We start from the raw sequence: 21625 nt of genomic DNA on the forward strand, positions 1-21625 counted from the left end.
CTGGATACCCCCAGGTTCTTACTCCTGTAAGTGACCAGGGTGAGAAGATAAAGCCAACGCACCGACAGCGTGAAAGACGACAAGCACAATGGAAGCTTCTCTGGAGAGTAACACCCAGACTGTTCCCCTGATAATTGCGCTGTGTTTCCGTATGAAATACAGGCAACCGACACTCTGCGCCTCTTTGAGCTGACGATAACCGTGAGGTTGGCGACGCGAATAGACACGAGGCCATCGGTTCACACCCGGAAAGGCATTACTCTGCCCGCAGCTTAGTCGTCAATGTAAGAATAATGAGTAAGTTACGATGAAAAGAATGTTAATTAACGCGACTCAGCAGGAAGAGTTGCGTGTCGCCCTTGTAGATGGGCAACGTCTGTACGATCTGGATATCGAAAGTCCTGGACACGAACAGAAAAAAGCCAACATCTATAAAGGCAAAATTACCCGTATTGAACCGAGTCTGGAAGCTGCTTTTGTTGATTACGGCGCTGAACGTCACGGTTTCCTCCCGTTAAAAGAAATTGCCCGCGAATACTTTCCCGCTAACTACAACTCCCATGGTCGCCCCAACATTAAAGACGTGTTGCGTGAAGGTCAGGAAGTCATCGTTCAGATCGATAAAGAAGAACGCGGCAACAAAGGCGCTGCGCTGACTACCTTTATCAGCCTGGCGGGTAGCTATCTGGTTCTGATGCCGAACAACCCGCGCGCGGGCGGCATCTCCCGTCGCATTGAAGGCGACGACCGTACCGAATTAAAAGAAGCGCTGGCAAGCCTGGAACTGCCTGATGGCATGGGGCTTATCGTGCGTACCGCAGGGGTAGGCAAATCCGCCGAAGCGCTGCAGTGGGACCTGAGCTTCCGCCTGAAGCACTGGGAAGCGATTCAAAAAGCCGCTGACAGCCGCCCTGCTCCGTTCCTGATCCATCAGGAAAGCAACGTTATCGTGCGTGCCTTCCGCGACTATCTGCGCCAGGACATCGGCGAAATCCTCATCGACAACCCAAAAGTCATGGAGATGGCGCGTCAGCACATCGCGGCGCTGGGTCGTCCGGATTTCAGCAGCAAAATCAAACTGTACACCGGCGAAATCCCGCTGTTCAGCCACTATCAGATCGAGTCTCAGATTGAGTCCGCGTTCCAACGCGAAGTGCGTCTGCCGTCCGGCGGCTCAATCGTTATCGACAGCACTGAAGCACTGACCGCTATCGATATCAACTCCGCACGCGCAACCCGCGGCGGCGACATCGAAGAAACAGCGTTCAACACCAACCTTGAAGCAGCCGATGAAATTGCACGTCAGCTGCGTCTGCGCGACCTCGGCGGTCTGATTGTAATCGACTTCATTGATATGACGCCGGTTCGTCACCAGCGCGCGGTTGAAAACCGTCTGCGCGAGGCCGTACGCCAGGACAGAGCACGTATTCAGATCAGCCATATTTCTCGCTTCGGTCTGCTGGAAATGTCCCGTCAGCGTCTGAGCCCGTCACTGGGTGAATCCAGCCATCACGTGTGCCCGCGCTGCTCCGGTACTGGTACCGTACGTGATAACGAATCACTGTCGCTGTCTATTCTGCGTCTGATCGAAGAAGAAGCACTGAAAGAAAATACGCAGGAAGTACACGCTATTGTTCCTGTGCCGATCGCTTCCTACCTGCTCAACGAAAAGCGTACCGCGGTAAATGCAATCGAGACGCGTCAGAATGGCGTGCGCTGTGTGATCGTGCCAAACGATCAGATGGAAACCCCGCACTATTCTGTGCTGCGCGTACGTAAAGGGGAAGAAACGCCGACCCTGAGCTATCTACTGCCGAAACTGCATGAAGAGGCAATGGCATTGCCGACGGAAGAAGAGTACGTCGAGCGTAAACAGCCTGAGCAACCGGCGCTGGCTACCTTCGCCATGCCAGACGTTCCGCCAGCCCCTGCTCTGCAGGAACCTGCCGCGAAAGCCGCCGCGCCTAAAGCAGCGGCAGCGACCGCAGCCGTTGCCGCACAGCCCGGTTTGATTAGCCGTTTCTTTGGCGCACTGAAGTCCATCTTCGGTGGTAGCGAAGAAGTGAAACCGGTTGAACAACCTGCGCCGAAAGCTGAAGAGAAAACCGAACGCCAGCAGGATCGTCGTAAACCGCGTCAGAACAATCGTCGCGACCGTAACGATCGTCGTGATAACCGTGATAATCGCGGTGACCGTGACAACCGTAACGAACGTTCAGAAAACGGCGAAAACCGTGAAGATAACCGCCGTAACCGTCGTCAGTCACAGCAGCAAAATGCGGAAGCTCGCGATAACCGCCAGCAAACTACTGACGTTGCAGACAAAGCGAAATCTGGCGATGAGCAGCAGACTCCGCGTCGCGAACGCAACCGCCGTCGTAACGATGACAAGCGTCAGGCTCAGCAGGAAGTTAAAGAGCTGAACCAGGCTGAACAACCTGTGCAGGATGCCGAGCAGGAAGAGCGCGTACGTCAGCCTCAGACTCGCCGTAAACAGCGTCAGTTGACTCAGAAAGTTCGTTTCACTGACAGCCCGGCGGTTGAAACCGAAGTGGCAACTGCCGCAGTAGTTGCTGAAACCGCTGCCGCTCAGCCAACAGAACAGCCTGCACCAGCACAACGCACCGAACTGGCGAAAGTTGATCTGCCAGCCGTCGTTGCGACTGAGCAGGAAGACAACAGCGACGCGCGTGACTCCAATGGTATGCCGCGTCGTTCCCGTCGCTCCCCTCGCCATCTGCGCGTCAGTGGACAGCGTCGTCGTCGTTACCGTGACGAGCGTTATCCGGTTCAGTCACCAATGCCGTTAACTGTCGCCTGTGCATCTCCTGAATTAGCGTCCGGTAAAGTTTGGATCCGCTACCCTGTCGCACGTCCTCAGGATCAGCAGGTTGAAGAACAGCGCGAACAAGAAATGGTCCAGCAGCAAGCCGCACCTGTCGTCGTAGAGCCTCAGGTTGCTGCAGCTGCCGTGGAACACATTGTGGATGCCCCTGCGCCAGTTGAAGCCGTGCAGCCAGAGATTGTCGTAGCTGAGCCTCAGGCCCCCGTTGTTGAAACCACACAGGTTGAAACCACGCATCCGGAAGTCATTGCGACCCCGGTCGAGGAACAACCACAAATTATCGCTGCATCTGATGCGCCCGTTGCAGAAGAAATCGCCGCTGAAGCCGAACCTGTGGCTGACGTTGTGACTGCGCCGGTTGTCGAAGAGCCTGCAGAGGTAGTTATTTCCCAGCCAGAAGTGGTTGAAGAGATTGCCGAAGTTGTGGAAACAGCGCCAGTTGTTGAAGAAGTTGCTGCACCGCAGGAAGTTGTTGCAGCGCCAATTGTAGAAGCGACTGTCGTTAAGCCTGTAGTTGTCGCAGCCAGTGTTGATGCTGAACACCTTCACAGCCATGCGACCGCACCGATGACCCGCGCCCCGGCACCGGAATATGTACCAGAAGCGCCGCGTCATAGCGACTGGCAGCGTCCGGCATTCGCCTTTGAAGGCAAAGGTGCCGCAGGTGGACACAGTGCAACGCATCAAGCGACTGCGCCAGCAACACGTCCTCAGCCTGTCGAGTAAGCCATAATCAATATCAAAGCCGGCCTTCGGGTCGGCTTTTTTATATCTGATCTACGCCTTTCATCCCCGTCAGCTGCGGCATAACATCCTTCATTAAGGCCAGAAACTTGCGTAAGCGAATCGGATAGTAACGCGCCCACGGATAAACCAAATGTACAGGCAACGGCGCCGCATGCCACTCAGGTAGCAACGCAACCAGACGTCCGTTGGCAATATCCTCCGCCACCATCCAACTTGAAACAATAGTCACTCCCAACCCTGCCAGCGCGGCATTCCTTGCGACATAAATACTGTCGGTACTTAATCTGGGTGAAATATTCAACGTGACTGGCTCATTACGCAATTGGTGCAACAACGAAACGCTATGTTGATAAAACGTATTCACGGCAATCCAGGGCAGCGCTGATAACTGCTCAGGATGAGAAAGCTCGCAGTATTGTTCCAGCAGCCCAGGGCTCGCCACCATACTACGGGGAACTTCAGCCAGTAAAACGGCAACCGTGGCCGGATCCACCTCGGCACCAACCCTGATAGCGCAGTCAATATTATCGCTCAGAAAATCAACGGTTTTATCGTTGAGCATCCACTCTACTGCTACCTGGGGATAGCGCGAAAGAAACTGCAAAAGCGGCTCAAGCAGTTGTTGTTGCCCGAACGCATGCGGTGCACGGACTCGCAACGTCCCCACCGGTTCATCTTCCGTGACATTAAGTCCATCTTCCAGCGCCAGCCAGGCATCAATAATCTTCTTGGCATGCTGGTAGCCTCTTTCGCCGTCGTCGGTCAATTTCATCGCATGCGTGGTACGCATGATCAGTTTCACACCCAGCAGAGTTTCCAGGGATTGCAACCGTCGGCTTACGGTCGCTTGCGTTGTCCCCATCTGTTTTGCCGCTGCCGAAAGCGATCCTGCTTCGACAATACGCACAAACGTACGCATCAGCTCCACCCTGTCTATACGCTCATTTTTTATCATTTTCAGTTTCATCATACGCCTGACGTATAACTGTTTTACCACTGCGCTCGCTACCACGCCACTCGCTGAAGGATAAAAATAGCCGCACATCCTGTGATTGAGGAATCATTTGTGAACACATATATCGCACTTTCCCGTTGGGTCACTTTCGTTCTGGCAGTAGGTGCCGGATTCAGTGTCGCTGCTATCTACTATGCTTAACCCCTTCTGCCTTTAATGGGTCAGGATCTGAACTTAAGTATTACCGGCATGGGGTTGGTCCCGACGCTGACCCAGGCGGGATACGCGCTGGGTATTTTGTTTTTATTACCATTGGGCGATCGTTATGACCGCAGGACATTAATCCTGCTGAAAAGTATCTCTCTTACTGTGCTGCTTCTGGCATGCAGCTTTACCGGGCAGTTGCATTCACTGTTAATAGTGAGCCTGTTGATGGGCATGGCGGCAACCATGGCACAAGATATTGTGCCTGCGGCGGCAATACTGGCGCCCGAAGGCAAACAGGGAAAAACGGTGGGCACCGTAATGACGGGCCTTCTGCTGGGAATTTTACTCTCACGTACCGTCAGTGGACTGGTCGGTGAGGCGTTTGGCTGGCGTGAGATGTATCAACTTGCTGCCGTTAGCATTGCCGTAATTACCGCGATTATGTGGAAAGCACTGCCTCGTTTTACGGTCCATTCCACGTTGAGCTATCCATCATTAATGCTCTCGATGGTGCAACTTTGGCAACAATATTCCACCTTGCGCCGCGCAGCACTGGCACAAGGCTTTCTGTCCATTGCTTTTAGCGCCTTCTGGTCTACGCTGGCGGTGATGTTATCTGAGCATTACCACCTGGGTAGCGCTATAGCGGGTGCTTTTGGTATCGCGGGAGCAGCCGGAGCGCTTGCTGCACCGATGGCGGGCCATCTTGCCGATAAAGTGGGTGCAGCAAAAGTGACGCAATTGGGTGCTTTTCTGGTAACGGTATCTTTCGCACTGATGTTTTTGTTACCCGCCCTGCCCGTTCAGGGGCAGTGGCTGCTTATCGCCCTTTCTGCGGTAGGTTTTGATCTCGGATTGCAATCCAGCCTGGTTGCCCACCAAAACCTGGTCTATAGCCTGGAGCCTCAGGCACGAGGACGATTAAACGCTCTGCTGTTTACGATGGTGTTTATCGGTATGGCGCTGGGTTCCGTTCTCGGGAGTCAGGTCTATGCGCTTGCCAATTGGGAAGGTGTGGTGACGCTGGCAACCTTCAGCAGTGCGATCGCGTTGGTCATAAGACTGACGGGGAACCTGTCGCTTAGTAAAGCGTCGGTTGCCTAAAAAAATGCCCGCTCCGGGGTGTTAAAGGAGCGGGCAGTCAAACATACCCAGTTTCAAGATATGTTCAAAAAGGGTTATTACCGATTAAGCTGGAACAACGACATTCCCTGCATATCGGTAAACGCTTTATAAGAAGCCTGAAGTGCGGCCTGCTGCATGACGTAGGACGAAATCGCCGCATTCCAGTCGACATCCACCAGGTTACTCATCTGTTGGGTTTGCCCTAATGCACGATCGGCGCCCAGTGAATCCAGCGAGCTTAATTCACTAAGTTGCGTACCTAATTCTGCACGAACGGAAAGCACGTTATTCAGTGAGTTTTTCAGACCTCGATTGGTTTTATCGATAGCTGCTGCGGCTTTGTCCTTTGCCACATCATTACCTGCAATAGGAATTTTTAGCTCTTTAATCGCGCTATCCAGCATTTTGAACAGGTTCTTTTCCTGAGTACCGCCACCTGGTTCCGGTACGGCGTTGCTGGTCAGGTTGGCGAAGATTTTATCGCCCGTATGGCCAATGACCATGGTACGGGAAGCATCAACCTGCTGGGTCACATTTGTGGCACCACCACTGTAGGAACCATCAGCCTGCGCAAACGGTGCGGATTCTGTTTTATATCCACCGAAAATATAGCGACCATTACCGTCGGTACTGTTTGCCAGGTTCATCAGTTGATCGCGGATCCCCTGCAGGTCGGTGGCCAGCGATGCACGGTCGTCATCGCTTAACGTTCCATTCCCGGCATAAACAATTTTTTCCTGCGCAGCCTGAATTGCCGTCGTCACCTGGCTCAGAACGTTCTCTTCCAGCGACACCTTTTGCGTCGCGAACGAGCGTGCCAGCGTATATTGGCTGTTCTGCGCCTGAGCCTGAGAAAGTACCACGGCCTGCGAGGCGGCAATCGGATCGTCTGATGGGTTGATCACGCGTTTACCCGTTGACATTTGCTCGCCGAACTTCATCCATTCAGCCTGAGAGTTAGTGATGCCACGCATATTCTGCTGGTACATCATCTGGGTGCTGATACGCATTGTGTCCCTCTCCCTTAGCGGATATTAATCAGTGCATCAAACAACGCATTCGCGGTCTGCAGCACTTGAGCGTTAGCCAGGTAATACTGCTGAAAACGCTGTAAATTACCGTACTCTTCGTCGAGGTTAACGCCGGAAATAGACTGCTGTTGGTTATAAAGCTGCTTGACCACATTATTTTGCGTGGTACTGCTAGTCTTCAGCGTCGCCGTTTTGTTGCCCACGTCGCTCACCAGTGTGGCGTAAGCGTCATTAAAGGTTTTTTTACCAACAGTTTCTTTGGTTTGCAGATCCAGCAGTTTCTGACCGTTACGGTTATCGCTTGCACCTGTATCCGCAGCAGGATCAGTGTTTTTCTCTGACGCCATGGCGATTTTCGACTCGTCGGTCACCTTGACTTTCATATCGACGATAACGTTTTCTACCGGTTTCAGAATAAAGCTGTCGTTATCATTAGCTCCGGTTGGATTAGCCTTAACCGTTACTTTCAGACCATCAATATCCAGTTTTCCGTCTGTACCAGGTTTAGCTTCAAACGTTGTGTTATCTGCCAGACGCGTCACCTGCCACTTACCGCCACTGAACACAATCTTATAGTCGGTAGCCTGTACTTTCGAACTGTCACCAACTTCTGCAGTTAATTCCGCTTTGCCAGTATTTTTAGCATTACTCAGTACAGACGGGCTGCCGATATCGAAGAAATTCTCACCCTTATCGCCGTTGGCATCAAAACCTTCTTTATGCTGGGCGTTAAATGCACTGGCAAATGCAAGCGCCAGTTGGCCTAGGGTATTACGCGTCTGATCCAGCTCCTGAGAACGGAAGGTGAGCAGTCCGCCCAGTGAACCGGTATTCAACAGTTTCTCAGGAATTTCAACAGCTCCGGCAACGCCATCAACGTAGGCCACCGTTGTACGATTAGGATCATCGCTGGAAGGCACTGCCGCCAGTTGACGTGCATTGCTGCCCTGCACCAGCGAATAGCCGTTGGCCATTGTCAGGTTGTAGGTGCCACCATCCTGAACGCTGACTTCAACACCGACAATCTGATTCAGTTCACTGACCAGCTGGTCGCGTTGGTCAAGCAGGTCGTTAGGAGATGCACCTGCGCCGACGCCTGTCATACGAGAAATCTGGTCGTTGAGGCTGGCAATTTGCTTCGAATAGTTGTTGATCTGATCGACGCTGGCTTTAATCGCGGTATTAACCTGCTTATCCTGATCGCGCAGATACTGATCGGTCGTTTTAAACTGATTTACCAATCCATCAGCTTTACCGATCAGCGCCTGGCGTGCCGCCGGATCTTCGGCGTTGCTGACCAGCGTTTGCAGGCTGGTAAAAAAGTCCTGCATTGAGGTCGAAATAGAACTGGTTTTGCTGGAGAGCAAATTGTCTATCTTTGACATTTGCTCATAACGCGTCGTCAGACCGCTGCTCTGGTTCTGCGCTGCTCGCAACTGGTTAGTGATAAAGGAGTCATATTCACGTTGTACACCAGAAACATAGACGCCATTGCCTACCCAGCCCCCCGCACCCAGCGTGCTGTTCGCTTGCGCCATAATTGTTGTTTGTCGGGTATATCCGGCAACGTTATAGCTGGAGATGTTATTACTGGCAGTATTCAACGCGGCCTGCGCTGCGCTGAGTCCACTCATCGCGTTATTAATCAAGCTGGACATGGAGGTTCCTTGTAATCCTTCAATACTCGTTATTATCGGCAGCAGGTCGGTAGACTTGAGCTATTTAAAAGAGATTATCGAGATTCGTGCTGTAGGTTTTACTCACCTTTTCGCTCATCGATTTCAACTGCTGGATCATGCTGGTTAATTTACGTGCATAGTTAGGGTCTGTGGCGTAACCCGCATTTTGCAATGCCTGCGCCCCCTGTTCGGCGGTCGCAGCAGCGGTCACCGCCGCATAGCGCGGGTTACGGGATATCAGACCGACATAATCCGACAACGCCTCAAGGTAAGAGCTATAGACGCGGAATCTGGCTTTCACCTTTTTCGCCTCACCGTTCTCATATTCAGTGGTGGTGATTTCAGTGGTTGGACCTTTCCAGCTTCCCGAAGCCTTCACACCAAAAATGTTGAAACTCGGTTCGCCATTCTCGCGACGAATTTGTCGCTGCCCCCATCCGGACTCCAGCGCCGCCTGCGCCAAAATCAGATGATGCGGGACCCCGCTCTGCTGACTGGCCAGCTTAGCCGGCAGTGACAGCTGGGCGAGGAAGTCTTTGCTGTCACCTGACAGCGGCTCATCATTGCTTTCTGTCGCCCGGGGGATGGCTTTGCGGACCAGTTGCGTCAGTGCCTGATTTTGATAGCTGGTCACCGTTTCCAGTGAAAACTTCATCGGCACCTGCGGCGCGTCACCCGCAGGTTGCGCTTGCCCTTCAGTCATCTGCTTGACCATCATTTCAGCCAGCCCCAGACCTTTGCCTGCGGTCATCTGCTGTGCAATTTGTTGGTCATACATGCTGGTATACAAGCGCGTTGAATCGCTGCTAAACATGCCATCTTTCGGCAGCGCTTCACGCATGCTTTTCAACATCATTTGCACGAACATCCCTTCAACCTGACGGGCGACCGGGCGGATATTCGCCGCCGGGTCCTGACCCGCTTTCGCTTTCAGTTCGTTCAGAGATTGCGCATCCCAGGCGGCACTGGTCAGCAGTTTGCTGTCACCAATCATTAGATGATTTCCAGTTTGGCGCGTAAGCAACCCGCGCTCTGCATCGATTGCAGAATGGACATCAGATCCATCGGCGTTGCCCCCAGTGCATTCAGCGCACGCACAACATTGTTCAGGTTGGCGCTGGAACGTACGCTTTGCAGCGAACCACCGCTTTGGCGCAGGTCAATCTGGGTTTGTGGCGTCACTACGGTTTGTCCACCGCCAAACGGTGTGTCCGGCTGGCTGACGTTCGCCTGGCGGTTCACCGTGATCGACAAGTTGCCTTGTGCCACGGCACAGCTATCCAGCGTTACTTCGCGGTTCATGACGACAGATCCGGTGCGTGAGTTGATAATCACTTTCGCATCCTGCGGCGTGACGTTCACCTCCATATTCTGGATATCAGCAAGGAAACGCACCTGCGAGCTGTTGCCGCTTGGCACGCGCACCTGAATAGTGCGGGCATCCAACGCCGTTGCGCTGCCAAAGCCACGCGAGCGGTTAATGGTGTCGGTAATCTGCTGCGCCATCGTGAAATCTTCATTATTCAGTTGCAGATTAATGGTGTTACCGCCGCCGAACTGGCTGGGTAATTCACGTTCGATGGTCGCGCCGTTGGTAATGCGTCCGCCATTGAGCTGGTTTACCTGCACGCTGCTGCCACCCGCAGCCGCGCCCGCACCGCCAACCAGAATATTCCCTTGCGCCAACGCATATACCTGGCTATCGACCCCTTTCAGCGGGGTCATCAGCAGCGTTCCGCCGCGCAGGCTTTTAGCGTTACCCATGGAAGAGACCACAACGTCAATAGTTTGCCCCTGACGACCAAAGGCCGGGAACTGCGCGGTGACCATTACCGCTGCCACGTTTTTCAACTGCATATTGGTGCCGGTGGGCACGGTGATCCCCAACTGCGACAGCATGTTGTTGAGCGTTTGCGTGGTAAACGGCGTCTGGGTGGTCTGGTCACCTGTACCATCCAGACCCACCACCAACCCATAACCAATCAGCGAGTTTTCCCGCACGCCCTGCACGCTGGTCAGGTCACGAATACGGTCGGCATGCGCGAAGGCGGTTACCAGCACCAGTGCCATTCCAACAAAAAATTTAAACACGGGGTACCTCGCTTACATCGGCGACAAATTAAGGAAGAAACGCTGCAACCAGCCCATATTTTGCGCTTCATTGATGTAGCCGTTGCCGACGTACTCAATACGCGCATCCGCAACCTGGGTTGACGGTACGGAGTTGCTGCCACTGATGGTGCGCGGGTTAACGACCCCGGAGAAGCGAATGAATTCAGTGCCCTGATTTATGGCGATCTGTTTTTCACCCACGACATGTAAGTTGCCATTCACCAGTACCTGATCGACCGTTACGGTCAGCGTGCCGCTGAAGGTATTTCTGGCGTTCGCGCCGCCTTTACCGTTAAAGGAGTTACCGCCTGAGGCTTCTACGTCGGCACGTTCGTTACCGAACAGACCTTGCAGATAGCGCGGTACGGTATCAAAACCAAAGTTTGTCTTGCCGTCGCGGCTGGCGTTCGCCGAAGAGCTTTTGCTCGCGCTGACGTTTTCCTGCAATACGATGGTCAGCGTATCGCCAATATTGCGTGGACGACGGTCTTCAAAGAGTGGCTGATAACCATAGTTAATCGGTTGTGCCGACTGGAAGATTGAGCCATTCGCCACCGGCGTTGGACCTGGAACGGGCTGGGCAGTCGTCGCGCCCTGCACGAGGGGCGTGGCCGGGATCCAGGCACATCCTGTTAGTGAAACCACCAGCAGGGCTAAAATAGGGTATGGGTGAAGCGCGTGTTTTCGCATTGCGGTCATCTTCAAAATCAGTGTGCCGGTGAGGTTTTCACCCCACCGGACTCCACTTTAGAGTTGCGTCAGTTTTTGCAGCATCTGATCGGTGGTCGATACCGCTTTACTGTTGATTTCGTAAGCGCGCTGAACCTGGATCATGTTTACCAGCTCTTCCGCCACGTTGACGTTAGAGGTTTCAACATAGCCCTGATACAGCAGACCCGCGCCGTTCAGCCCCGGCGTGCTCTCGTTCGGCGCACCGGATGACTGCGTTTCGGTGTACAGATTCTCACCAATGCTTTCCAGACCGGTATCGTTCATAAAGGTTGTCAGGTTAAGCTGCCCGACCTGAACAGGCGCCGCCTGTCCCTGTTGGGTCACGCTGACAATCCCGTCGCGTCCAATGGTGATACTGAGCGAGTTAGCCGGAATGGTGATGGCAGGCTGAACCTGAAAACCACCCGCAGTCACCAACTGACCGTTCTGATCCACCTGGAAAGAACCGTCGCGGGTATAAGCGGACGTACCATCGGGCAACATGACCTGGAAAAAGCCCTGGCCTTTAATCGCCACATCTTTACTGTTGTTGGTCTGCGACAGGTTACCCTGGCTGTGTAAACGCTCGGTTGCAACCGGACGTACACCGGTACCAATCTGCAAACCAGACGGCAGCGTGGTTTGTTCAGAAGACTGTGCGCCAGGCTGACGAATCGTCTGGTACAACAGATCTTCGAACACGGCGCGCTGGCGCTTAAATCCGTTGGTGCTGACGTTTGCCAGGTTGTTGGCAATCACATCCATGTTGGTTTGCTGCGCATCCAGGCCGGTTTTGGCGATCCATAATGAACTGATCATAAAATGTCCTGTATTAACTCATCGACAGCAGTTGGTTGGCGCGGCCCGCGTTATCATCCACGCTACTGATAATTTTCATCTGCATTTCAAAGCGGCGGGCGTTGGCGATCATGTCGCTCATCGCAGCAACCGGTTTAACGTTACTGCCTTCCAGCACGCCCGACATCACACGGATGCTGGGGTCGGCCTGTAACGTCGCACCACGGGTAGCCTGCGCGGCCTGGGTCAGACGGAACATACCGTCATCGCCACGTTGCACTTCGATCCCTGTTGCCTTCACCAGCTTCAGCCGCCCCACTGGCGCGACCGTATTAGCCGGATCGCCAGGGTTAAGTGCAGAAATTGTCCCGTCCGCCGCAATGGTGACTTCTGAACCTTCCGGTACGGCTATCGGTCCGGCTTCGCCAATTACCGGGTGTCCCTGAATAGTCAGTTCACCCGTTGGGCTTACCTGAATAGCGCCGTTACGGGTATATCCTTCGCTACCATCCGCGGTCTGCACAGCCAACCAGCCATCCTGTTGCAGCGCTACATCCAGCGGGCGAGAGGTATAGTCCATCTGACCCGGCGTCATATCGGCCCCCGGTGTGGAGGCCACGACCAGCGTACGCGTCGGTAAAGACAATCCTTCTACAGGAACCGCGCGCAGTGCATTGAGCTGCGCACGAAACCCTGGCGTGGAGGCGTTTGCCAGGTTGCTGGCCGTCACCGCCTGTTGATTCAGCGTCTGACTGGCCGCGCCCATGGCGGTATAAATTGCGTGATCCATTAAGCCATCCCGTCAGGCGCTTAGCGCAGGTTGACCAGCGTGTTGAGGATCTGATCCTGGGTTTTGATGGTCTGCGCGTTCGACTGATAGTTACGCTGGGCGACAATCATATTCACCAGTTCTTTACTCAAATCCACGTTTGACGCTTCCAGCGCACCGTTGGTCAGCTTACCGAAGTTACCTTCGCCTGCGGTACCCAGCAGCGCCACGCCGGAAGCCTGAGTCGCCGCCCAGACGTTATCGCCCTGAGATGCCAGACCTTCGTTATTGGCAAAGTTTGCCAGCACGATCTGCCCCAGAACCTGTTGCTGTTCGTTGGAGTAGTTACCGACCACCGTACCGTCATTGTTAATCTGGTAGCTCACCAGATCGCCCGGCTTGTAGCCGTTCTGATTCGTGGCGACGATGTTGTTGGCGCCGGTGTTTTGCTGCATGGAGTTCAGGAAGCTCAGAGAGAAGTTCGCCGGAACTGCGCCATTGATCGTACCGGTGGAGATCTGAATTTGCGGTTGGGCATTATCCGGACCTTCAACCAGATGTTTTGGTCCGGTTGGATCTAAGGGGTCTACTGGCTCTTCAACATAATTATTCACAGAAGTCAGCGTACCGTTAGCACTAAAGTTCATCACCGCATTCTTGGTGGCAACTGAACCCGTAACGCTGGCGTCCTGGGTGTAGACATCCCATTTGTTAGGGCCTGTTTTGACATAAAAAATGTTCATGTCATGGGCATTACCCTGGCTATCGAAAACGGTAACGCTGCCTTTTTTGTTGTAGGAGTCCGCATCGCTTGGGTTAAACGGGGTCTTCGTTGGCAATTTGTCAGTAGAGTTCAGGTTGACCTGCATTGACGCAGTAGTGGTGGATTTAGCCGCCATCAGCGTATTCGGGATAGTGATCGGTGCCGGGTTTGCACCCTGCTGAACTGTCGGTGGGGTACCGGTAGCCGGATAGCCCGTCAGCTGCAGCCCCTGCATGTTAACGATATTGCGATTTTCATCGAGCTTGAACTGACCGTTACGGCTGTAGAAAACGGAACCGTTGCTGTCTACCATACGGAAAAAACCGTTCTGGCTGATAGCAACATCCAGACCACGTCCGGTGTTGGTGGTAGTACCGTCGGTAAAGTCCTGAGTAATACCCGCAACTTTAACGCCCAAACCGACTTTCGAACCGGCAAACATATCGGCAAAAGATGCCGTACCGGATTTAAAACCGTAGGTGGCGGAGTTGGCGATGTTGTTACCAATGACATCGAGGTTGGTCGCTGCAGCGTTCAGACCGCTGACCGCTTGAGAAAAGGCCATGACTTACTCCTGATAAGTGTGAAGGCTTAAATTATCTGCCGTACTTCGTCGAGGGTGGTGGTTCCATAGGTGCCAAGATCCAGCGTATTACCGCCGTTACTGCGAATAACGCCCTGCACCAGCGCAAACTGAAGCGGCTGTGCCACCAGTTGCGTTCCGCCATTGCTGGCAGCAATTGACACGTTGTAAGAACCGCTTGGTGCATCCGTGCCATCGGTCATGGTGCCGTCCCAGGTAAAGGTATGAACGCCCGCTTTCAATCCACCAATGTCAATGGTGCGTACCACTTTGCCGTCTTTATCGGTAATGGTTGCGGTAACCTTATCTGCCGGTTGCTGCAGCTCAACGCCAAATGGTGTTGTCGTGGTTTTGGCACCCTCTTCCGTCCCTTTACCGGTCAGGATGGTGGTACCCGGGATCATGACCCCGTGGCCAATCAGCGTACTGGCCTGCAGCGACTGACTGTTGTCGATCTGCCCGGAGATCGACCCTAACGTGGTGTTCAGTTTCTCAATCCCGCTCACGGTACTGATTTGCGCCAACTGGGTAGTCAGTTCGTTGTTTTGCAGCGGATTAGTAGGATCCTGGTTTTTCAGTTGTGCAACCAGCAGCGTAAGAAAGCTGCTTTGCAGGTCAGCGGCATTGCTGCCCGTCAGGGAGCTATTCCCCGTGGCGGCATTAACCCCCGTCGTGCTCGGGTCATTCATTTTTACAGCAATAGACATGTGCGCCTCCTTTACTGGCCTAGCGTCAACGTTTTGAGCATCAGGCTTTTCACGGTGTTGAGCACTTCGACGTTTGCCTGGTAGCTACGTGAGGCAGACATGGTGTTGACCATCTCGCCAACAACGTCCACATTCGGCATTTTTACGTAGCCATTCGCATCGGCCAGCGGATTACCGGGTTCATAAACCAGCTTATCCGGTGCCTGACTTTCAATGACGTCAGCAACTTTTACGCCACCGGTTGCCGCACCTGGCGCAGCATCTACCTGAAAAACAACCTGTTTCGCGCGATACGGCTGACCGTCGGGCCCGCTGACGCTATCCGCATTCGCCATGTTGCTGGCCGCGACGTTCAGGCGTTTAGACTGAGCCGTCAGCGCAGAACCTGCGATATCAAAAATATTTAACAGCGCCACGAATTAGTTCCCTCCTTGCAGCACGTTCATCATGCCTTTGATTTGCCCACCCAGCGCGGTCAGCCCCATTTGATACTTGAGGCTGTTGTCTGCAAATTGCGTGCGCTCCCGGTCCATATCCACCGTGTTGCCATCAAGAGATGGCTGGTCAGGAATACGGTAGAGCAGCTCCGTAGACGGCGAAGAAACGGTCTGGGCCGGAATGTGTTGTGCAGAGGTCAGCGTCAACGAAACGCCGCCGGTTTCTTCCCGTCCTCGCACCATGACTTTTTTTAATTCACTGGCGAAATCCAGGTCGCGCGCCTGGTACCCCGGCGTGTCGGCATTGGCAATGTTGGCCGCCAAAATTTCCTGGCGTTGGGCGCGCAAATTCAGCGCTTCCTGTTGAAAACGTAAGGCGGCGTCGAGCTTATCGAGCATATCTCCTCCGCAAATGACAAAATTCAGCCGACAGCTTAAATCCCATTACGCGCGCGTTATCGCCGGAATAAACGCAAAATGCGTCGCTATTTGTTGCGTTGATGACTGCGTCACACAGGTAAAATCCTGCCACTACCTGAAAAAGCGCGAGGTTTTGATGCAAACGTTTAAACGTGGAATAGTCGTGGCAGCACTGCTGTTCAGCCCTATGACGCTGGCGCAAGACCTGAATTCGCAGCTAACGGCATGGTTTTCCCAGCGCCTGGCCGGATTTAGCGATGAGGTGGTGGTCACTATCCGAACGTCACCAAACTTATTGCCGAGCTGTGAGCAACCGGCATTAAGCGTGTCAGGTAGCGCGAAACTGTGGGGTAATGTGAATGTGCTGGCTCGCTGCGCCAACGAAAAACGTTATCTGCAGGTGAACGTGCAGGCGACGGGAAACTACGTAGTAGCCGCCGCGCCTGTAGCACGAGGTAGCACCCTGACCCCAGCCAGCGTAACGCTGAAACGTGGTCGGCTGGACCAACTACCGCCGCGCGCGGTGCTGGATATGAGTCAGGTGCAGGATGCTGTGAGCCTGCGCGATCTGGTCCCGGGCCAACCGATACAGCTTTCGATGTTGCGCCAGGCATGGCGGATCAAGGCCGGTCAGCGCGTGCTGGTTATTGCCAACGGAGATGGCTTTCGGGTTAATGCCGAAGGTAAAGCGCTGAACAACGCCGCTGTCGCACAGAATGCGCGAGTGCGGATGATTTCAGGCCAGGTGGTGAGCGGCGTCGTCGATTCTGATGGGAATATTCTTATTAACCTATAATAGGTTAAAGATTTTTTAGCGTGTGCCGATAGATAAACAACCAATGATTACAGCGGGCCGCTATAGCGTAACCCCTCGATGAGGAAAAATAAAATGAGCATTGATCGTACCTCACCATTGAAGCCAGTAAGCACCGTTCAGCCGCGTGAAACCAGCGATGCGCCGGTACAAAAAGCGCAGAAGGAAAAAACCACCGCGACCACCAGCACCAGCGTCATGCTGAGCGACGCCCAGGCCAAACTGATGCAGCCCGGCACCAATGACATCAATATGGAACGCGTGGAAGCACTGAAAACCGCAATCCGTAACGGTGAATTGAAAATGGATACCGGAAAAATTGCCGACTCGCTGATTCGCGAGGCGCAGAGCTACCTACAGAGTAAATAAAGTATGACTCGTTTGTCAGAAATACTTGACCAGATGACGACTGTCCTCAATGACCTGAAAACGGTAATGGATGCTGAACAGCAGCAGCTTTCCGCAGGGCATATCAATGGCAGCCAGCTACAGCGTATTACAGAAGAAAAAAGCTCGCTGCTGGCAACCCTTGATTATCTTGAGCAACAGCGCCGCCTGGAGCATGACGCCACGCGCAGCGCCAATGATGAGATTGCTGAACGCTGGCAGACTATCACCAAGAAAACGCAGCACTTACGCGACCTCAACCAGCACAATGGTTGGCTGCTGGAAGGGCAGATCGAGCGTAATCAACAAGCAATACAAGTGCTGAAACCGCACCAGGAACCGGCGTTGTATGGCGCAAACGGTCAAACTTCAGCTGCGCACCGCGGCGGGAAAAAATTCTCTATCTGATGCAAGCCTGATAACGTTTTGCTTATCAGGCCTACACTTTTTGTAGGCCGGATACGGCGTTATGCCGCCATCCGGCATTGATTCTTTATGCCGTCCGGCGCACAAACTCTTTTACTTTAAAGCCCAGTACAGCGAGTGCTGCGAAGTAAGCAGCAATACCTGCCACCACGACCGCCATCAGACGCAGTAGGCGCCACAACATCGTTCCCTGTGACCAATCTGGCATGATGTAGAGCATCCCAACCAGCACCGCCGACATCACCAACACGGAAATCACTAGTCGCGCCAGGAACCAGGTCCAGCCCGGTTGCGGGGTGAAGATTTTCTGCTTACGCAACTGCCAGTACAGCAGTGAAGCGTTCAGACACGCCGCCAGACCAATCGACAGCGACAGCCCGGCATGCTTTAACGGCCCGATAAAGGCCAGGTTCATCACCTGGGTCATAATCAGCGTCACAATGGCAATCTTCACTGGCGTTTTTATATCCTGGCGCGAGTAAAAGCCCGGAGCCAACACTTTCACCACGATCAAGCCAATCAAACCTACCGAATACGCCACCAGCGCACGCTGGGTCATCGCAGCATCAAAGGCAGTAAATTTACCGTACTGGAAAAGAGACACCGTCAGCGGTTTGGCCAGAATACCCAACGCTACAGCACTCGGTAATGCCAACAGGAAACACAAGCGCAGGCCCCAGTCCATCAGGCGACAATACTCATCATGATTACCGCTGGAAAAGCTTTTGGACAGCGATGGCAGCAGGATAGTCCCCAGCGCTACGCCAAGCACACCGGACGGAAACTCCATCAGACGGTCGGCATAGTACATCCACGAAACTGAGCCAGAGGCCAGAAACGAGGCGAAAATCGTATTGATGATCAGTGAAATCTGGCTGACTGATACCCCAAGGATCGCCGGGCCCATCTGCTTGACGACGCGCATCGCCCCCGCATCGCGGAAGTTCACACGCGGCAGTACCAGCATGCCAATTTTCTTCAGATGCGGAAGCTGATAAATCAGCTGTAGCACGCCACCCACGGTAACGGCCCACGCCAGCGCCAGCACTGGCGGATGAAAATAAGGGGCCGCAAACAGCGCGAAACCGATCATGCTGATATTCAGAAAAGTCGGGGCAAACGCAGGAATAGAAAAGCGGTTCCAGGTGTTAAGGATCGCACCAACCAGTGAGGCCAGTGAAATCAGTAGAATATAGGGAAAAGTGATCCGCAGCAGTTGAGTGGTCAGCGCAAATTTATCCGCTGTGTCGGCAAACCCCGGCGCGGTAACTAAAATCACCCATGGCGCAGCCAACATCCCGGCTACCGTCACCACAGCCAGCGCCAGCGTCAACAGTCCGGAAACGTAGGCAACAAACACGCGGGTAGCATCTTCCCCCTGCTTGCTTTTGTACTCAGCAAGAATCGGCACAAACGCCTGCGAAAATGCGCCTTCGGCAAAAATTCGGCGTAGCAGGTTAGGAAGTTTGAATGCCACAAAAAAGGCATCTGTCGCCATCCCTGCACCAAAGATTCTGGCGACAATCGCATCACGCGCAAAACCCAGCACTCGTGAAAACATCGTCATCGAGCTGACGGCTGCCAGCGACTTTAATAAATTCATCTATGTTGTATTCCAGACTCTGAGGCAAAACCCCGACAAACCTGCCCGTAGGTCGGATAAGGCATTCTCGCCGCCATCCGACACTTTTGCTGCGCCTGATGGCGACACCGTAGCGCCTTATCAGGCCGACAAATCAGCCTATGGTTGAAAAGAGGTGTTATTTTGAGTGGGCATATAGTACCTGGATTACAATGAATTACTACCGCCAGATGTTACAGGGGGTTATTCAGCCATCGCCTCCCGCCACAGCTTTTCAACAACACGCTGGGCCAGTAGCGCCTGCTCGCCTGCCGTCTGGGGAACCGTCTGATTTTGCACGCACTCAATGAAATGACGCGCACATCCGGCAAAACCACGCTGTTCTAAGGTCGTTTGCCAGCCCGCTATCGGCTTATGAACAACACCTTGCCCACGCTCTTCCCGCCATTCCCGCATATCAGTTACGTCAATCAGGCCACCGTCCGTCACCGCCTGCACGCTCTCACGCTGGCTACCGGCACGGCGATGCATACTGGTCGTTATCTGCATTTGACCGGTAGAAAAATGGTGCTCGGCGTAAAGCATCGCACCAGATTCATTGGTCAGCAGCGTGCCGTTATTTAACTGCGCCTGCCCTCCCGCCAGCCACAATGCGGTATCGACTACGTGCAGATAGTCGTCCAGCAAAGTGAAACGCAGATCGTGCGGCCCAACGCTATCCGTACGGTGCTTATCCATACGTACAGACGCTGCGGTGCTCAACTGGGTTTTGAGATCCTGGTACAGCGGTGCAAACCGGCGGTTAAACCCGACCATCAGCGTGAGTTTTTTCCGCGCGGCCAGCTCCACCAGTTGCTCAGCCTCACGCAGGTTTTCCGCCAGCGGCTTATCCACACACACGTGAACTCCGGCATTCAGCAATTCACTGACGACCGCATAGTGAGTCGCGGTGCTGGAATGGACGAAAACCGCGTCGCAGGTTTGCGCCAGATTCACCAGTGAATCCACGTAGGGTATCCGCCAGGTATCACAGATACGCAGTGCTTTATCGCGCGAAGGTGAAAAGGCGCCTTGCAGCGTCCAGTCCGCGGAGGTGCCCAGCACGGGTAGCCAGGCCTTTTGTGCAATACCGCCAAGGCCGACTACGCCGATACGTAATTTATTCACGTTAGTCTCCCAGGTGCGCCAGCAATGAATCAAGTCGCTGCTTAAGTTCTGCGACTTCCGTTTCCAGCACTTCCACGCGTGCCTGCAGATCACCGGAGGCTGCAGGGAGTTGATCTGCTGCGGCAACGGCTTCATCAACCTCACCGCAAAACAGGTGCATATAGCGACTTTCACGTTTGCCCGGCTCGCGCGCCAGGCGGATCACATAAGGCCCATCTTCCCGGGTTGCCAGATTTTCCAGTGTCGATTCCACTTCGGCCATATCGCTGAATTCGTACATACGGGATGCGCGACTACGCAATTCACCAGGCGTCTGAGCGCCCCTCAGCAGCAGTGTAGTGATTACGGCCACCTCTGCGGCACTAAGCTTCAGATTGCCAAATTCAGAGTTGCAGAAACGCTGCTCATATTTCGTGACGCGATTGCCAAAGCCGCTCACCGTGCGCAGAAAATGTCGCTTAACCAGGTTATCCAACTGCTCTTGCACGTCCGATTCCGACAGGTTCATCACCGGTTCACGATTCGTTTTTTGATTGCAGGCTGTTACGACTCCATTGACGGAGAGTGGGTACTGTTCCGGCGTTGTCACTTGTTTTTCTAATAAACAGCCAATCACTCGTGCTTCGGTGGCGGTTAATTCGTATTTCATCGTCTTCTCCATTAATCATGACTGCATCTGAAACTTAGCGGCCGGGGGTCCATTCTGATGTGGTCAACGCCGTCAGCACGTGATCGCGCCACTGCCCGTCAATCAGCAGGTAGTCTTTGGCATACCCTTCTTTTTCAAAACCCAGTCGCGCCAACAGGTCACCGCTGCGCTTATTATGTGGCATGTAGTTAGCCATAATGCGGTGAATATGCTGAGTGCGCTGCATATAACGGATGGCCGAAGTTAAGGCTTCATACATTAGCCCCTGCCCCTGCCATTTCTGCGCAATGGAGTAGCCGAGATAACAGGCATGGAAGGATCCCCGCACCACGTTTGAGAAGTTCGCAACGCCGATAATCTCTTTTTCGTCCGGATCGAGCAGCGCAAAATAATAGGCAGTGCCCTGTTTATGAAACTCAGAGATCATGCCGAGACGCGCCTGCCAGCCGGACGGATAGCAGTGGCTTTCATCGCGAATAGGTTCCCAGGGTTTTAAGAAATGACGATTTTCTGCGTAATAATCTGCCAGACGCCAGGCATCACGCTCATGCACTAAACGCACGACCAGGCGGTCCGTGGTTAAGCGCACTTTTGGCACGTTACTGCGATAGCCAAACATTCTATACCTACTCCTTCCCGTAACGTCTTCAATACGCTATTCGCATTACTATACCTGTGCGAATACACCCTGTGAAAAGAGCAAAATGCCAT

At 53.7% G+C, this 21625-nt stretch carries 20 protein-coding genes and 1 pseudogene; 5 read left to right on the forward strand and 16 right to left on the reverse strand.

From position 1 onward, the window contains the following. The first annotated feature begins 307 nt into the window (after nt 1-307). Nucleotides 308-3571 carry a ribonuclease E gene (rne, locus tag OGV85_RS09865; RefSeq protein WP_061547853.1) on the forward strand — a complete coding sequence of 1088 codons (3264 nt, stop codon included), beginning with the start codon at nt 308-310 and terminating at the stop codon, nt 3569-3571. A gap of 40 nt (nt 3572-3611) precedes the next feature. On the opposite strand, the gene OGV85_RS09870 is transcribed toward rne, so the two are convergent. Continuing rightward, entirely contained in the window at nt 3612-4637 is a 1026-nt protein-coding gene (locus OGV85_RS09870; protein WP_071593186.1) for a LysR family transcriptional regulator, read from the reverse strand. A 21-nt stretch (nt 4638-4658) separates the two neighbouring features. Between OGV85_RS09870 and OGV85_RS09875 the strand changes: the two are divergent. Beyond that, nucleotides 4659-5858, forward strand: a pseudogene (locus OGV85_RS09875) (MFS transporter). A 77-nt stretch (nt 5859-5935) separates the two neighbouring features. On the opposite strand, the gene flgL reads toward OGV85_RS09875, so the two are convergent. From flgL to flgB, 11 genes are all read right to left on the reverse strand, one after another. Further along, on the reverse strand, nt 5936-6889 hold the full coding sequence (gene flgL / locus OGV85_RS09880) for a flagellar hook-associated protein FlgL (protein ID WP_003036218.1): 954 nt from the start codon (nt 6887-6889) through the stop codon (nt 5936-5938). Nucleotides 6890-6903: 14 nt separating this feature from the next. Beyond that, nucleotides 6904-8568: a flagellar hook-associated protein FlgK gene (flgK, locus tag OGV85_RS09885; protein WP_003036215.1), complete on the reverse strand. Its 1665-nt coding sequence runs from the start codon at nt 8566-8568 to the stop codon at nt 6904-6906. A 64-nt stretch (nt 8569-8632) separates the two neighbouring features. Beyond that, entirely contained in the window at nt 8633-9583 is a 951-nt protein-coding gene (gene flgJ, locus OGV85_RS09890) for a flagellar assembly peptidoglycan hydrolase FlgJ (protein ID WP_003036212.1), read from the reverse strand. Then, nucleotides 9583-10659, reverse strand: coding sequence for a flagellar basal body P-ring protein FlgI (locus OGV85_RS09895; RefSeq protein WP_057063917.1), 1077 nt, complete (start codon nt 10657-10659; stop codon nt 9583-9585). Before OGV85_RS09895 ends, flgJ begins: the two co-directional genes overlap by 1 nt. A gap of 33 nt (nt 10660-10692) precedes the next feature. Beyond that, nucleotides 10693-11391 carry a flagellar basal body L-ring protein FlgH gene (flgH, locus tag OGV85_RS09900; protein ID WP_003036206.1) on the reverse strand — a complete coding sequence of 233 codons (699 nt, stop codon included), beginning with the start codon at nt 11389-11391 and terminating at the stop codon, nt 10693-10695. A 57-nt stretch (nt 11392-11448) separates the two neighbouring features. Then, complete coding sequence (gene flgG, locus OGV85_RS09905; RefSeq protein ID WP_003036202.1) at nt 11449-12231, reverse strand: flagellar basal-body rod protein FlgG; 783 nt, start codon at nt 12229-12231, stop codon at nt 11449-11451. Between the two features lie 13 nt (nt 12232-12244). After that, nucleotides 12245-13000, reverse strand: coding sequence for a flagellar basal body rod protein FlgF (locus tag OGV85_RS09910; RefSeq protein ID WP_003036200.1), 756 nt, complete (start codon nt 12998-13000; stop codon nt 12245-12247). 20 nt (nt 13001-13020) lie between these two features. Beyond that, nucleotides 13021-14307 (reverse strand): flagellar hook protein FlgE, encoded by a 1287-nt coding sequence (gene flgE, locus OGV85_RS09915; protein WP_061547852.1) that lies wholly within the window; start codon nt 14305-14307, stop codon nt 13021-13023. Nucleotides 14308-14333: 26 nt separating this feature from the next. Next, complete coding sequence (gene flgD, locus OGV85_RS09920) at nt 14334-15032, reverse strand: flagellar hook assembly protein FlgD (protein WP_003832158.1); 699 nt, start codon at nt 15030-15032, stop codon at nt 14334-14336. A gap of 11 nt (nt 15033-15043) precedes the next feature. Then, nucleotides 15044-15448 carry a flagellar basal body rod protein FlgC gene (gene flgC / locus OGV85_RS09925; protein ID WP_003036191.1) on the reverse strand — a complete coding sequence of 135 codons (405 nt, stop codon included), beginning with the start codon at nt 15446-15448 and terminating at the stop codon, nt 15044-15046. A 3-nt stretch (nt 15449-15451) separates the two neighbouring features. Next, nucleotides 15452-15868, reverse strand: coding sequence for a flagellar basal body rod protein FlgB (gene flgB / locus OGV85_RS09930; protein WP_003846806.1), 417 nt, complete (start codon nt 15866-15868; stop codon nt 15452-15454). A gap of 157 nt (nt 15869-16025) precedes the next feature. On the opposite strand from flgB, the gene flgA reads away from it, so the two are divergent. The 3 genes from flgA to flgN all read left to right on the forward strand — a co-directional run bounded on the left by flgA (nt 16026) and on the right by flgN (nt 17498). Beyond that, nucleotides 16026-16685, forward strand: a complete 660-nt coding sequence (gene flgA, locus OGV85_RS09935) for a flagellar basal body P-ring formation chaperone FlgA (protein ID WP_003036186.1) — start codon at nt 16026-16028, stop codon at nt 16683-16685. Nucleotides 16686-16778: 93 nt separating this feature from the next. Next, entirely contained in the window at nt 16779-17072 is a 294-nt protein-coding gene (flgM, locus tag OGV85_RS09940; protein ID WP_003036183.1) for a flagellar biosynthesis anti-sigma factor FlgM, read from the forward strand. Nucleotides 17073-17075: 3 nt separating this feature from the next. Then, nucleotides 17076-17498 (forward strand): flagella biosynthesis chaperone FlgN, encoded by a 423-nt coding sequence (gene flgN / locus OGV85_RS09945; protein ID WP_003036178.1) that lies wholly within the window; start codon nt 17076-17078, stop codon nt 17496-17498. 85 nt (nt 17499-17583) lie between these two features. On the opposite strand, the gene murJ is transcribed toward flgN, so the two are convergent. From murJ to rimJ, 4 genes are all read right to left on the reverse strand, one after another. Next, a complete protein-coding gene (gene murJ / locus OGV85_RS09950) occupies nt 17584-19119 on the reverse strand; it encodes a murein biosynthesis integral membrane protein MurJ (protein WP_003036176.1) in 1536 nt (511 codons plus the stop codon). A gap of 222 nt (nt 19120-19341) precedes the next feature. After that, on the reverse strand, nt 19342-20265 hold the full coding sequence (locus OGV85_RS09955) for a Gfo/Idh/MocA family protein (protein WP_003036174.1): 924 nt from the start codon (nt 20263-20265) through the stop codon (nt 19342-19344). A 1-nt stretch (nt 20266) separates the two neighbouring features. Beyond that, entirely contained in the window at nt 20267-20914 is a 648-nt protein-coding gene (locus OGV85_RS09960) for a YceH family protein (RefSeq protein ID WP_003036171.1), read from the reverse strand. A gap of 34 nt (nt 20915-20948) precedes the next feature. After that, on the reverse strand, nt 20949-21533 hold the full coding sequence (rimJ, locus tag OGV85_RS09965) for a ribosomal protein S5-alanine N-acetyltransferase (protein ID WP_016149925.1): 585 nt from the start codon (nt 21531-21533) through the stop codon (nt 20949-20951). Nucleotides 21534-21625 lie beyond the last annotated feature (92 nt).

The sequence above is a fragment of the Citrobacter sp. Cf132 genome (assembly GCF_030333885.1).
Taxonomy (GTDB): Bacteria; Pseudomonadota; Gammaproteobacteria; order Enterobacterales; family Enterobacteriaceae; genus Citrobacter; species Citrobacter freundii.

Coding starts and splice junctions, on each gene's coding strand:
- rne (WP_061547853.1), top strand. CDS start 308: ATGAAAAGAATGTTAATTAACGCGACTCAGCAGGAAGAGTTGCGTGTC.
- OGV85_RS09870 (WP_071593186.1), bottom strand. CDS start 4,637: ATGTGCGGCTATTTTTATCCTTCAGCGAGTGGCGTGGTAGCGAGCGCA.
- flgL (WP_003036218.1), bottom strand. CDS start 6,889: ATGCGTATCAGCACCCAGATGATGTACCAGCAGAATATGCGTGGCATC.
- flgK (WP_003036215.1), bottom strand. CDS start 8,568: ATGTCCAGCTTGATTAATAACGCGATGAGTGGACTCAGCGCAGCGCAG.
- flgJ (WP_003036212.1), bottom strand. CDS start 9,583: ATGATTGGTGACAGCAAACTGCTGACCAGTGCCGCCTGGGATGCGCAA.
- OGV85_RS09895 (WP_057063917.1), bottom strand. CDS start 10,659: ATGGCACTGGTGCTGGTAACCGCCTTCGCGCATGCCGACCGTATTCGT.
- flgH (WP_003036206.1), bottom strand. CDS start 11,391: ATGCGAAAACACGCGCTTCACCCATACCCTATTTTAGCCCTGCTGGTG.
- flgG (WP_003036202.1), bottom strand. CDS start 12,231: ATGATCAGTTCATTATGGATCGCCAAAACCGGCCTGGATGCGCAGCAA.
- OGV85_RS09910 (WP_003036200.1), bottom strand. CDS start 13,000: ATGGATCACGCAATTTATACCGCCATGGGCGCGGCCAGTCAGACGCTG.
- flgE (WP_061547852.1), bottom strand. CDS start 14,307: ATGGCCTTTTCTCAAGCGGTCAGCGGTCTGAACGCTGCAGCGACCAAC.
- flgD (WP_003832158.1), bottom strand. CDS start 15,032: ATGTCTATTGCTGTAAAAATGAATGACCCGAGCACGACGGGGGTTAAT.
- flgB (WP_003846806.1), bottom strand. CDS start 15,868: ATGCTCGATAAGCTCGACGCCGCCTTACGTTTTCAACAGGAAGCGCTG.
- flgA (WP_003036186.1), top strand. CDS start 16,026: ATGCAAACGTTTAAACGTGGAATAGTCGTGGCAGCACTGCTGTTCAGC.
- flgM (WP_003036183.1), top strand. CDS start 16,779: ATGAGCATTGATCGTACCTCACCATTGAAGCCAGTAAGCACCGTTCAG.
- flgN (WP_003036178.1), top strand. CDS start 17,076: ATGACTCGTTTGTCAGAAATACTTGACCAGATGACGACTGTCCTCAAT.
- murJ (WP_003036176.1), bottom strand. CDS start 19,119: ATGAATTTATTAAAGTCGCTGGCAGCCGTCAGCTCGATGACGATGTTT.
- OGV85_RS09960 (WP_003036171.1), bottom strand. CDS start 20,914: ATGAAATACGAATTAACCGCCACCGAAGCACGAGTGATTGGCTGTTTA.
- rimJ (WP_016149925.1), bottom strand. CDS start 21,533: ATGTTTGGCTATCGCAGTAACGTGCCAAAAGTGCGCTTAACCACGGAC.